The sequence below is a fragment of the Mycobacterium bulgaricum genome (assembly GCF_041287165.2).
In the GTDB taxonomy this organism is placed as follows: Bacteria; Actinomycetota; Actinomycetes; order Mycobacteriales; family Mycobacteriaceae; genus Mycobacterium; species Mycobacterium bulgaricum.
Map to the genome: position 1 here is coordinate 213,863 of NZ_JBGGKV020000005.1, position 12,447 is coordinate 226,309.

A 12,447-nucleotide genomic window follows, 5' to 3' on the forward strand; every position below is an offset into this window, starting at 1 on the left:
AGCGTGCGTGTTTGCGGGCGACACGCCGGGCGACGCGGCGACTTCACGCACGCTCACGCGGCCAATCGCGATCGCGTCAACGCGGTTTCGATGCGACGAACCATGTCGGCCGGCTGCCTTCGCACGTCATCGGAGACGACGGAAACCACCGTCCACTCGACTTCGTCGAGCGCGGCGCGTTTTTGGCGATCCCTGGCGAACTGCTCCCGATCGCTGTGCCAGTCGAATCCGTCGTATTCGACTGCGACCCGCTGGGCCAGCCACGCAAAATCGACGCGCCAGGTGCGGCCGTTGCGGTCGATGATCTCGTGCTGCAGCACCGGCAACGGCAAGCCGCCGTCCAGCATTGCCAGGCGAGCTTCACTTTCCATCGGTGATTCCGCGAGGGGGTCGGCCAGCGGGATGAGGCCGCGGATCGCGACGATGCCTCGTCGGCCGGCTTGCTCTGCTGCCGCTGCCCTCAGTTTCCGCCGGTCGCAAGTGCCACTGCGCAGGGCGGCGTCGAGTGTGGCCAGAGCGCGCGGACGGCGCAACGATCGTGCGACCTCGACTGCCGTCCAATCCGGTGTGGTGGCCGACCGTCCGCCGACGTGTGCGAGAGGGGCACCTTCCCGGCGATGGACGACGAGGCCGTCAGAGCTGCGCAGTTGATGACCCACCGGGTTCAGGACGTGGAGGTCGGCGGTGTCCTGGATGTCGAAACCCTAGGCGGCAGCAGCTGTTCCGAGGCAAATGGCCACAGGCTCCGCGGCCCTGAGGTCAAGGCCCCGCAGCCGTATCGAGTTGTCGGGCTGCTGTCGGCTGTAGACGCCAGGCCACACTTTGAGCAGTCCGCCGTTGCGGATCTCGATGTCGAGCCTGCTTCGGCTCAACGTCTTCAGTAGTTGCGCGGTGCTGGCAACACCGCCTTGTCGACGGAACACCTCGTCGAGATCGACCATGCCGACGATCCTCACAGGGTTTGGGCGGCCGCAGCGCTTCCCGTCGCCCCGGCTGGGGACAAAAGCGGCATTGGGGATCGCAGAGGCGCGACGAGCGTGCGCGAAGTCCTGAAGTTTGGCGGCGTGTCTGCCGCAGACACGCACGCTCGCCGGGGGAGTCCCTTAGAAGCGGCCGCCTCCGCCGCTGAAGCCTCCGCCTCCACCGCCGAACCCTCCACCGCCGCCGAAGCCGCCGCCGAAGCCGCCGCCGCCCATGCCGCCGCGCAGCACGCCGGACAGCACATTGCCGATCAGGATGCCGCCGATCACCGCGCCCATCTGACCGCCGCCTCCGCCGCCATAGGGCCCGCGGAAATGTTGTTGTGCCGCAGTCACATCGGAGTTCGCCAGCGACTGAGCCTGCGCCGCGAGCATCGAGGCGCCGTTGGCATGCGCGATCGCCTCGTTGAGATTGGTGGCCCGCTTGTCCTGTGCCGCCTGCAGCTGGCGGACGGCCTCAGCCAGCCGGGTCCGCGCCTCGGGGCCGATTGCTCCACGGCGGGTGTCGATGTAATCGGAGACGGCCCGCACCCGTGACTGCGCGTTGAAGAGCGCCTGGTCGAAGGTCCGGCTGAGCCGCTCGGCGGTCTCGCGCTCCTGGGCGACGTCGGCCAGGATCCGGTCCAGGTCCGCGTCGGCCTGGGTGAGCCGCGTGAAGGCGCCGAGCGGATCGGCAGTACCTGCGCTCTGCGCATGCGAGACCGCCTGCACCGCAGCATCTCTGGCGGCGCTGAGCTCGGTGGCCACCGCGACGTTGCCCTGTGCCAGCTGTGCGCCCGCCTGATTGATGCCGTTCTGCGCGTCCGCGATCACGGCGGGCAGGCCCGTCACGGCGCGGTTGATGTCGGTCGCCGCGCTGTCGACGGCCTCGAGCAGCGTGCGTGCCTGGCCGAGCGCGGCCTCGGCGGCGCGGATCGCATCGACCAGCCCGCCCTGTTTGTCGGCAGGCCGCGACACCAGACTGCGTGCCGTGGTGATGCTCTGGTCGGCGAACGTCAGCCGTTGCCGTGCCTCGTCGATGTTGTCGGCCACCGACACCAGCGCCGTCTCGGCGAACTGGTTCTTCAACTGAGCCAACGTCTGCTCGGCGGGCGTGATGCGGGTGGTCAGGTCGATCATCTGCTGGGTCAACGTGTCCAGCCGGGTGGGCGCGTTGATCACCAGATCCCTCAGCGCGGCGAATGCTTCGCGCTGCGCTTCGAGTTCCTGGTCCGCCTTCGCGGCGGCGACGATCACCCGGGTGAGCATGTCGCGCCGCTGCTGCGGCGTCTCGGGCACCGCGTCGTCGAGGATGTGCCGGACGTTGAGCGCCTGAGTCAGTGCGGCCTTGGCGTTGGCGACGGCGCGGCTGAACGCCGCCGTGTCCTGCTCACCGAACTCCTCGACCGCGAGCGCCAGTTCGCTTTCACTGGTGCGCATCTCGTTGTCGACGTCGACCACGATCTTGCGGGACAGGTCGTCGAGGGCGTCGAGCGGCACGGCGGCGAGCGCGTTCGGATCCGCCGGATCGACCCGCTGGGCCGCGGCGAACTCGGCTTCGCGGCGCTTGCGCCTGCGGCGACGCTGCCAGAGCACCAGGATCGCGACGGCGAGCCCGATGACACCGAGGATGACGAACATGCTGACCCAGTTCACCGAGCCCGGGCCTGAACCGGTGCCGCCTCCGGCCAATCCGTCGGCGGCCGCGACCGCCGCACCGGCCCAGTCGCCGGTACGCAGCAGCGGTTCGACACGGTCGCGCCGCACCGCGTCGACGTCGATGCCGCGCAAGGCCTCGCTGGGCCCCAGCAGCGCATACGCGCGGTCGACGGTCGCGACCGCGAGAATCACGTCCTGGCTGCCCAGATCGCTGCGCTGGAAAGTCATCTCAGCCCACGTCTGGGCGTTCTGGGCAGAGAACTTCGCGACATAGACCACCCACAGCCGCAGCCGCTTGTCGTTGTAGAGCTGGTCGATCGCGCCCTGTACTTCGCTCCTACCTGCGGCATCGAGCGCATCGACGTTGTCGGTCACATATGTCGGCAGACGCATCGGGGGTTCGGCGGCCGCGCCGGGGGCGCACAGGAGTCCGACGAACAGGACGGCGAGCAGCATGCTGAGCAGGCGGGCGACGCGCATGTCCGCCAATCTAGTGCGGCGCACCTGCCTGGCTGCGATTGCGGCGCTGATCTGCCTGGCAGACTGTGCGGCGGTGTCCACTGATCTCACGCAACGTGATCCCTACAGCGAGTTCGACCGCCAGCGGCTGGTGGTCGAGCTGCCCAAGGGTGCGGCGTTGCCGGGCACCGGCACCGAGCACCGCACCGATTTCGCGCGCGATCGCGCCCGGGTGCTGCATTCGGCGGCCCTGCGCCGTCTCGCCGACAAGACCCAGGTGGTCGGTCCCCGCCAGAGTGAGACGCCCCGTACCCGGCTGACGCACTCGCTCGAGGTCGCCCAGATAGGCCGCGGCATGGCCGTGGGGCTGGGCGCCGACCCCGACCTGGTCGACCTGGCAGGTCTGGCGCACGACATCGGCCATCCGCCGTACGGGCACAACGGCGAGCGAGCACTCAATCAGCTCGGGGAGGCGTGCGGGGGTTTCGAGGGCAACGCGCAGAATTTCCGCATCCTGACCCGGCTGGAGCCGAAAGTCCTGGTGCGAGAGCACCACGGAGAACGAAGCGCCGGGCTGAATCTCACCAGAGCCGCTTTGGACGCGGTGACGAAGTATCCGTGGTTCCGTCCCGCCGGGGGCGGCAAGTTCGGGTTCTACGCCGACGACGCCGAGGCGGCGGCGTGGGTGCGCGGCGACGCGCCCGACCGGATGTCGTGCCTGGAGGCCCAGATCATGGACTGGGCCGACGACGTCGCCTATTCGGTGCACGACGTCGAGGACGGCGTCATCTCGGGACGCATCGACCTGCGGGTGCTCGCCGACGACGACGCCGTCAACGCGTTGGGACGGCTGGGCCAGTCGCACGGTATGGGCGGCGGGCTGGCGGCGGCCGACCTCGTCGAGGCTGCCGACAGGCTCTCGGTGCTGCCCGCGGTCGCAGCGGTCGGCAAGTACGACGGAACGTTGTCCGCGTCGGTGGCCCTCAAGACCATGACAAGCGAGCTGGTCGGGCGCTTCGCCTCGTCGGCCATCGCGGCGACGCGCCGCGTCACCGGACCGGGCAGGCTGGTCCGCTACCGGACCAATCTGGAGGTGCCCACCGTGGTGCGCGCCGAAGTGGCGGTGCTCAAGATCCTGGCGCTGCAGTTCATCATGTCCGATCCGAAACACCTCGATCTGCAAGGCGAGCAGCGCGACCGGGTCGAGGCGGTCGTCGACTTCATCCTGTCCGGAGCACCCGCGACGCTGGACCCGTTGTTCGTCCCGGACTTCAACGCGGCCGAGGACGACGCTGCGCGGCTGAGGGTCGTCATCGACCAGGTGGCATCGCTGACCGAAGGCCGGTTGGAGCGGCTCGAACCCGCGTAGTCAGCTCCGCTGTGGCCTCTAGACTGGCCGGGTGGCGGCCGAAGTGACTCGAGGGCGGGGCAGGATCCCCGATCGGGACATCGCCGCCATCCGCGAACGGGTCAGCATCGAAGACGTCGTCGGCGACTACGTCCAGCTTCGGCGTGCGGGAGCGGACTCGCTGAAGGGCCTGTGCCCGTTCCACGACGAGAAGTCCCCGTCGTTCCACGTCCGTCCCAACCACGGCCACTTCCACTGCTTCGGTTGCGGGGAGGGCGGGGATGTCTATGCGTTCCTGCAGAAGATCGAACACGTCAGCTTCGTCGAGGCCGTCGAGCTGCTGGCCGACCGGGTGGGCTACACCGTCACCTACACCGGGGCGTCCAACACCAATGTCCAGCGCGACCGGGGCAGCCGCAGCCGGTTGCTCGCCGCGAACGCCGCGGCGCAGGAGTTCTACGCCGAGGCGCTGCGCAGCGAAGAGGCCGCCCCGGCCCGCCAGTACCTGCTGGAGCGCAACTTCGATGCGGCCGCGGCCGCGAAGTTCGGCTGCGGGTTCGCGCCTTCGGGCTGGGACACGTTGACAAAGCACTTGTTGCGCAAGGGATTCGAGTTCAAGGAGCTCGAGGCGGCAGGTCTGTCGCGGGAGGGGCGACGCGGTCCGATGGATCGTTTCCATCGCCGCCTGCTGTGGCCGATCCGGGCCAGCGGCGGTGAGGTGATCGGCTTCGGCGCGCGCAGGATCTTCGACGACGACCCGATGGAAGCCAAGTACGTCAACACCCCGGAAACGGTGCTGTACAAGAAGTCTTCGGTGCTGTTCGGCCTCGACATGGCCAAGCGCGACATCGCCAAGGCGCACCGCGCCGTCGTGGTCGAGGGCTACACCGACGTGATGGCCATGCACCTGGCCGGCGAGACGACCGCCGTGGCGTCGTGCGGCACCGCATTCGGCGAGAGCCACCTGTCGCTGCTGCGCCGGCTGATGATGGATGACAACTGGTATCGGGGCGAGCTGATCTTCGTGTTCGACGGCGACGCCGCCGGCCAGGCAGCAGCGCTGAAAGCCTTCGACGGTGATCAGCAGGTGGCGGGGAAGTCGTTCGTCGCGATCGCCGCCGACGGGATGGATCCGTGCGATCTGCGGCTGCGATCCGGTGACGGTGCCTTGCGTGACCTCGTGGCGCGACGGATCCCGATGTTCGAGTTCGCGGTGCGCAGCCTGATCCCCAGCGGAGACGTCCTCGACAACGAACCACAGGCCCAGGTCGACGCACTGCGCCAGTGCGTGCCCCTGGTGGCCAGGATCCGCGATTACGCGCTGCGCGACGAATACGCGCGCCGCCTCGCGGGCTGGACGGGCTGGCGCGACGAAAGCCAGGTGCTGACCAGGGTCCGCGAGGAGGCGACCAAACGCGGAATGCCGGACAGAAGCCGGCGTCGCGGCGCGGCGGCCGAGTCGGCGCCCCCGCCCGCAGCGCGAGGCGCAGCGGCGCCTGCGCAGGTGGTGGCGCGTCCCGACCCCGCAGATCCGACGTTGTGGCCGCAGCGCGAGGCGCTGAAGTCGGCCCTGCAGTTCCCGGCGCTGGCCGGTCCGGTGTTCGATTCGCTGGCCGCCGAGAGCTTCACCCATCCCGGTTACACGGCGGTGCGTACGTCGATCGAGGCCGCGGGCGGCACGTCGTCGGGAAAGACCGGGGCCGAGTGGATCGAGGCGGTGCGGGAACAGGCGTCCTCTCCGCAGACCGCGACCCTGGTCAACGAGTTGGGGGTCGAGGCCATCAACGCCGACGACGACCAACTGCCGCGCTACATCGGCGGCGTGATCGCGCGGTTGCAGGAAGTGTGGATCGGACGCCAGATCGCCGAGGTCAAGTCGAAGCTGCAGCGGATGTCGCCGGTGGAGCAGGGCGACGAATATCACGCGTTGTTCGGTGACCTGGTGGCCATGGAGGCATACCGCCGCAGCCTGCTGGAGCAGGCAAGCGGTAACGACCTGACTGCATGATTCCGATAGGCAGGTTATGGTTATGCCTGCTGCAATCGTCGGGGAGAAGGTGAGCGTTCAGTGCTGGTGAACAAGTCTCGGGTGATCGCTGGGGCCATCGCGGCCGCGGCCGTCGCGTTTCCGCTCTCTGCATCCCTGACCACGCCCGAAGCCCAGACCACCGCCGCGCCGCGGTGCCTGGCGTGGTTCGGCAACCAGGCAGACGGTCACTGCCTCTCGTACTCCAACGGCACCGGCGCCACCATCGGCACGCCGCAGATCGGCCTCGGCCAGGGTGGCATCTACTACGAATCGCCTCCGCTGCTGCCCGGCACCACGATCAACCGCGGCATCGGCCAGTGGGGCAACTGACCTAGCCTTTTTCTTTCGCCATCGACTCCGGCTCCAGAACCTCGGTGCCGGAGTCGATGCGTGTCAACTTCACCATCGCCGGGTCGGGGGACACCCGCTCGGCGATCTTGCGTCGTCCGGCATCGATGACGGCCTTGGCTGCCGGGCTTTCCGTGACGGCGCGATAAGTGCCTGAGATCTGCTCGAATCGCCGTCTGCCGGCCTTCGTTCCCAGCACGTAGCCGACAGCCGCTGCGGCGACATACCCGATCACAGGGGCCCTCCAAGGGTTCGATTGGTGGTGGACGTCATCGATGCGCTCCTGTGTCCATCCTGCCTCACGTCCGAGGGTCAGCGCTCACCCGGCGACGCATTGGCACGCGTGCGCCGACGTAGGCTAGAGTGCTCTCTGGCCCGCAGCACAGACCGCGGGAGGGCAATCCCCTGTAGCTCAATTGGCAGAGCATTCGGCTGTTAACCGAAGGGTTGCTGGTTCGAGTCCAGCCGGGGGAGCCACCTCACACCGCCACACCCGACTCTCGCCGTGTTCGCGCGGGAGGTCCCGTGACGCAACGTCTTTCGTGGTGCCCCGGCCCGGCTGGCCCTTCCGCGACCGAAGCCAGGGCGTGAGCGTGCCTATCCTTGACGGCATGCGACCTCCGCGTTTGCGCATCCGGCACGTGGCACCGGTACTGCTGACCCTCGGTGTCAGCGTCGCCGGGTGCGGATGGAGTCCGCCCGCCCCCTCACCCACGAGCTCGGCGGCTGCGGCCGACTGCGGCCCGGGGCCCACCGCGCAGGCCGTCGAGTCGGAGTTCGCGCTGCTGCCGCCCGGACCGTGGCGTGAGCAATCGCGAGGCCACGCCGCGGACTGCCGACTGCAGTGGGTGGTGGTCACGTCGGGTGACCAGCCCGACAGCCTGCAGCAGGTGTTGTTCTTCGACGACGGGGCGCCTGTCGGTTCACCGACGATGGATCCGCGGCCCTACATCACCGTCACCGCGCAGGGTGAGCACGACGCCGTCGTGCAATACCAGTGGAGCCAGGGCCAGGACGAGCCTTGTTGCCCCACCGGCATCGGCACCGCACGCGTCACCCTCGAAGACGGCAGGCTGACGATCCTCGACCCGATCCCGAACGCCTGAGCGCGCTCAGATGACGCCCGCGCTGGTGGCGTCCTTGCGCTTGTGCTCGTCGGCGTCGGGAATGTGCTCGGGGTGCAGCATCTCTGCGTAGCGCAACTGCTCGGGGATCCCGAAGCCGTCGACGAGCAGTTCGGCGTACGGGCGCAGGCGCCGGCAGCGATCGTTGATTCCGCGCGTGACTGCCTTGGCGCGCTCGGTCGACAGGAACCGGTGCTCGACGAACCAGGCCTTGTCCTCCTCGATCACCGACAGGGCGTAGAGGTCGCAGACCATGCCGAGGATCTCGCGGGCCGTGCGGTCCTGGCACGAGTCGATACCGGCGACGAACGCCTCGAGGATGATGCGGTCGATGTGCGCCTGCGCCACGTGCAGGACGTGATCCTGCACGGAGTTGAACGCCTCGAACGCACCCATCTCTTTGGACTTGCCCTGGAGGCGGCGTGCCACCGAGGCCAGCATGTACTCCTCGCGGTCCTCGAACATCTTCACCTGGGTTCCGCGGTTGAAGAGGCTGCCCTCTTCCTCGTTGTCCTCGCGGGTGTCCAGGATGGTCTGCATAATCGTCTGCGCCGCAGTGCGTTTCATGACCCGCTCACCGGCGAAGTTGGCCGCGAAGCGCACCCAGTCGACCGGGCTCATGCCCTTGATGTCGTCGGCGTAGGCGGTCAGGAGCTCCTTGGCGACCAGCTGGAAGAGCACGTGGTTGTCGCCTTCGAAGGTGGTGAACACGTCGGTGTCGGCCTTCAGTGCGATGAGCCGGTTCTCGGCAAGATAGCCTGCGCCGCCGCACGCTTCGCGCGCCTCCTGGATGGCGCGGGTGGCATGCCAGGTGTTCGCGGCTTTCAGCCCGGCGGCGCGTGATTCGAGTTCGCGCTGCTCCTCGGGATCGGGGTCGTCAGCCGACTGAAGCTCGTGGCATCGGGCGACGAGCTCGTTCTGCGCGAACTGCAGCGCATAGGAGCGGGCGATCAACGGGAACAGCCGGCGCTGATGAACGAGGTAGTCCATCAGCAGCACCTCGCCGCCGTCGGGGTCGGAGAACTGCCTGCGCTCCAACGCATATCGCGTCGCGATGTCGAGTGCCACGCGGGCCGCGGCCCCGGCGCTGCCGCCGACGGTGACGCGGCCGCGAATGAGGGTGCCCAGCATCGTGAAGAAGCGACGGTTCGGGTTCTCGATCGGGGAGCTGTAGGTGCCGTCGGGGGCGACGTCGGCGTACTTGTTGAGCAGGTTCTCGCGCGGGACGCGCACTTCGTCGAACTGGATCCGACCGTTGTCGACGCCGGGCAGTCCGCCTTTGTAGTGACAGTCCGAGGTCGTCACGCCCGGGAGGTCCTCGCCCTTGTCGTCGCGGATCGGCACGACGAAGCAGTGCACGCCGTGCGTGGTGCCGTCCGGGGTGATCAGCTGTGCGAAAACGGCTGCGACGCGGGCGGTTTGGGCGGCCCCACCGATGTAGTCCTTGCGGGACGTGCGGGTGGGGGAGTCGATAACGAATTCCTGGGTGTCCGGGTCGTAGGTGGCCGTCGTCTCCAGGGACTGCACGTCGCTGCCGTGCCCGGTCTCGGTCATGGCGAAGCAGCCGAGCAGGTCGAGGTCGATGAGTTTCTTGACGTAGGCCTCGTGGTGGCGTTCGGTGCCGAGGTTCTCGATGGCGCCGCCGAACAGACCCCACTGCACGCCGGCCTTCACCATCAGGGACAGGTCGCTCATCGCGAGCATCTCGATCTGCGTGACGGCCGCCCCGACGTCGCCGTTGCCGCCGTGTTCCTTCTTGAAGCCGTCCTCGGCGGCGCCGCGCGAGGCCATGATCCGCATCTGCTCACCCACTTTGGTGCGGGCGATGACGGTGTTCGGGGTGTAGTGCGGTCGGAAGATCTCGTCGCTGAGTTCGAGGCGCATCTTGTTCTTCACGTCCCGGAATCGGCCGTCGAGAGAATTGCGCAGATGCTCCGCAGTGGTGGTCATATCTCGACGGTAGCCCCAGATGAAGCCGCGCAAACTGTGATGTCACAAACCTAGGCAATCCTCAGTTTTCTGGCAGTCACCGGCGGGTGTTCAATCATCGGCATGACGCAGTCAGCCGAGGGGCCTCGCTCGCCGACGGGCAGACCTCACGTCGCCGACCACAAACACTCCGACGTGAGCGGAGGATGGTTGCGCGCAGCCACCTTCGGGGCGATGGACGGTCTGGTGAGCAACACCGCGCTGATCGCCGGTGTCGGTGCGGCCACCGCCGCGCACACCGTGGTCCTCACCGGTGTCGCGGGCTTGCTCGCCGGCGCCTTCTCGATGGCGCTGGGGGAGTACACCTCTGTGACGACGGCCAACGAGCAGATCGAGTCCGAGGTGCGGGTGGAAACACGCGCGTTCCGCAAGCACCCGCAGGCCGAGCGCGCCGAGCTGGTCGCGATGCTCACCGACATGGGATTGACGCCGCAGACGGCGCAGAAGGCCTCTGACGAGATCCACCGGGACGAGACGAAGGCCATGAATTTCCACCTGGTGCAGGAGCTGGGCGTGGATCCGCGCGAGAAGCCGTCGCCGTGGGTGGCGGCCATCTCCTCGTTCCTGATGTTCGCCATCGGAGCCGTGATCCCGCTGATTCCCTATCTGCTCGGGTTCGAGTCGCTGTGGGCGGGGCTGGCCTGTGGCGGGGTCGGTTTGATGCTCGCCGGGGGCGCCGCAGCGACGTTCACCAGGCAGCCGGTCGTGTGGGCGGCGTTGCGGCAGTTGGTACTTGGGTCCGCCGCCGTGGGTGCGACCTACTTCGTCGGGCACCTCATCGGTGCTTCGGTGACCGGCTGATCAGCTGTCGCTCCCGACGGTGACGGCTTGCGCCTCGTCGGTGAGTTCGTCGAGTTCTTGCTCGTCGTCGTCGATGTGGCCCAGATGTCCGCGCGTCGCTGCGAGCGCGACCGCGGCCAGGAGCAACGCGCCTGCGCCGACCCAGAACGGCACGTGCACGTTCACCTTTTCGCCGAGGACACCGGCCAGCCACGGCGCGACAGCGGCGCCGCCGAAGCGCATGAAGCTGTAGGCCGCGGATGCGACGCCGCGCTCGACGGGGGCGGCCTTCATGACGGTTTCTGTGATCAGCGTGTTGTTGATGCCGATCCAGAGCCCTGCCACCACGACGCAGGCGGCGAGCACCGCCTTGTTGTCGGTGCCGACCGCCATCACGACGAGGGTGAGCGTCATGGCGATCAGGTTCACGAGCAGTGTCGGGACGGTGCCGAACCGGTGCTGCAGCTTGGGTGCGACCACGACCGACGTGAACGCCAGCGCCACGCCCCATCCGAAGAAGATGAAGCCGATCTCGCGGGCGCCCATGTCGAGCGGGAACGGCGTGAACGCGAGCAGCGTGAAGAAACCGAAGTTGTACAGCAGTGCGGTGACGCCCACGCCGAACAGTCCGCGGTGGCGCAGCGCGCGGAACGGATCGGCCAGCGTGGTGGCATGTTCGGCGCGCGGTGTGGTGGGCAGCAGGAACGTGGTGACGATGAGCGCGATCACCATCAGCGCGGAAACGCCGAAGAACGGGCCGCGCCAGGATATCGAGCCGAGAACGCCGCCGACGAGCGGTCCGACCGCGATGCCGAGGCCGAGGGCCGCCTCGTACAGGATGATCGCCTGCGCGACGGACCCGCGGGCCGAGCTGACAATGGTCGCCAGCGCGGTTGCGATGAACAGGGCGTTGCCCAGTCCCCACAGCGCGCGCCAGCCGACGATGCCCATGACACTGTCGCTGAGTCCGGCGAGGCCCGCGCCGGCGATGATGATGACCAGCCCGAGCAGCAGGGTGCGCTTCGGTCCTATGCGGCTGGCGACGACGCCGGTGATCAGCATCGCGACGCCCATGACGGCCATGTAGCTGGTGAACAGCAGGGATACCTGTGACGGCGTGGCGTTCAGGTTGTCGGCGATCGGTTTCAGAATCGGGTCGACGAGACCTATGCCCATGAAGGCGACGACGGAGGCGAACGCGACAGCCCAGACGGCTTTGGGTTGGGAACGAAGCATAGGAGAACTATATAGAACTCCTATGGATCAGCTCAAATCAAGGTGGCCATCCGCTGAGGAAACGGGTTCAGCGGGCGGTGATGCTCGGGGCGGTGGCGTCCTCGATGATTCGCTTCATGATGACGACGGCCTGCGCAAGGCATTCCCGGTCGGCATCCGACATCCGCTCCAGGTAGGGGTCGACGGCCGCGCCGCGATCGGCGCGTGCCTGGCGCAATGCGGCCACGCCGTCCGGTGTGATGCGGATCAGGACGGCGCGGGCGTCGTTGGGGTCGGCCGTGCGGGTGACCATCCCGGCGTCCTCGAGGCGCCGCACCTGAGTCGTCATCGTCGGTTGGGAGCAATGGTCGAGCGCGGCCAGGTCGGAGATGCGTGCTTCCCCTCTGTCCTCGATCGTGGACAATAGGCGTGCCTGTGCGAACGGGACGGGCATCCGCAACCGCTGGTTGGCGAGCCGGTTGATCCGGGCTACGACGGCGAGCAGGTCTGAACCCAGAGTCGACGACATTCGCCCAT

10 protein-coding genes, 1 tRNA gene and 1 pseudogene are annotated in these 12,447 nt (G+C 68.0%); 6 read left to right on the plus strand and 6 right to left on the minus strand.

The window, feature by feature from the left end; genetic code table 11:
- Nucleotides 1-53 precede the first annotated feature (53 nt).
- Both ACAG24_RS16205 and ACAG24_RS16210 read right to left on the minus strand, forming a co-directional pair.
- Nucleotides 54-941 (minus strand): annotated as a pseudogene (locus tag ACAG24_RS16205) (type IV toxin-antitoxin system AbiEi family antitoxin).
- Nucleotides 942-1,103: 162 nt separating this feature from the next.
- Nucleotides 1,104-3,098, minus strand: coding sequence for a TPM domain-containing protein (locus tag ACAG24_RS16210; RefSeq protein WP_370473683.1), 1,995 nt, complete (start codon nt 3,096-3,098; stop codon nt 1,104-1,106).
- Nucleotides 3,099-3,171: 73 nt separating this feature from the next.
- Here ACAG24_RS16210 and ACAG24_RS16215 point away from each other — a divergent pair, with 73 nt between their 5' ends.
- The 3 genes from ACAG24_RS16215 to ACAG24_RS16225 are packed head-to-tail and all read left to right on the plus strand — an operon-like array spanning nt 3,172 to nt 6,784.
- The gene (locus ACAG24_RS16215) at nt 3,172-4,446 is read left to right on the plus strand and encodes a deoxyguanosinetriphosphate triphosphohydrolase (protein ID WP_370473682.1); all 1,275 of its coding nucleotides are present in this window, start codon (nt 3,172-3,174) and stop codon (nt 4,444-4,446) included.
- Between the two features lie 31 nt (nt 4,447-4,477).
- Nucleotides 4,478-6,433, plus strand: coding sequence for a DNA primase (gene dnaG / locus ACAG24_RS16220; RefSeq protein WP_445206200.1), 1,956 nt, complete (start codon nt 4,478-4,480; stop codon nt 6,431-6,433).
- Nucleotides 6,434-6,493: 60 nt separating this feature from the next.
- Complete coding sequence (locus ACAG24_RS16225) at nt 6,494-6,784, plus strand: DUF7155 family protein (protein WP_370473681.1); 291 nt, start codon at nt 6,494-6,496, stop codon at nt 6,782-6,784.
- Nucleotide 6,785: 1 nt separating this feature from the next.
- Here the strand turns inward: ACAG24_RS16225 and ACAG24_RS16230 are convergent, their stop codons facing one another.
- Nucleotides 6,786-7,037: a hypothetical protein gene (locus tag ACAG24_RS16230; RefSeq protein ID WP_370473680.1), complete on the minus strand. Its 252-nt coding sequence runs from the start codon at nt 7,035-7,037 to the stop codon at nt 6,786-6,788.
- Nucleotides 7,038-7,203: 166 nt separating this feature from the next.
- Here ACAG24_RS16230 and ACAG24_RS16235 point away from each other — a divergent pair.
- Both ACAG24_RS16235 and ACAG24_RS16240 read left to right on the plus strand, forming a co-directional pair.
- Nucleotides 7,204-7,279: transfer RNA gene (locus tag ACAG24_RS16235), tRNA-Asn, on the plus strand.
- Nucleotides 7,280-7,413: 134 nt separating this feature from the next.
- Nucleotides 7,414-7,908: an LppP/LprE family lipoprotein gene (locus ACAG24_RS16240; RefSeq protein ID WP_370473679.1), complete on the plus strand. Its 495-nt coding sequence runs from the start codon at nt 7,414-7,416 to the stop codon at nt 7,906-7,908.
- Between the two features lie 6 nt (nt 7,909-7,914).
- On the opposite strand, the gene ACAG24_RS16245 is transcribed toward ACAG24_RS16240, so the two are convergent.
- Complete coding sequence (locus ACAG24_RS16245) at nt 7,915-9,876, minus strand: acyl-CoA dehydrogenase family protein (RefSeq protein ID WP_370473678.1); 1,962 nt, start codon at nt 9,874-9,876, stop codon at nt 7,915-7,917.
- Nucleotides 9,877-9,978: 102 nt separating this feature from the next.
- On the opposite strand from ACAG24_RS16245, the gene ACAG24_RS16250 reads away from it, so the two are divergent.
- Complete coding sequence (locus ACAG24_RS16250) at nt 9,979-10,716, plus strand: VIT1/CCC1 transporter family protein (protein WP_370473677.1); 738 nt, start codon at nt 9,979-9,981, stop codon at nt 10,714-10,716.
- Here the strand turns inward: ACAG24_RS16250 and ACAG24_RS16255 are convergent, their stop codons facing one another.
- A complete protein-coding gene (locus tag ACAG24_RS16255; RefSeq protein ID WP_370473676.1) occupies nt 10,717-11,931 on the minus strand; it encodes an MFS transporter in 1,215 nt (404 codons plus the stop codon). It lies immediately after the preceding gene.
- A 67-nt stretch (nt 11,932-11,998) separates the two neighbouring features.
- Nucleotides 11,999-12,439 (minus strand): MarR family winged helix-turn-helix transcriptional regulator, encoded by a 441-nt coding sequence (locus ACAG24_RS16260; RefSeq protein WP_370473675.1) that lies wholly within the window; start codon nt 12,437-12,439, stop codon nt 11,999-12,001.
- Between the last annotated feature and the right edge of the window lie 8 nt (nt 12,440-12,447).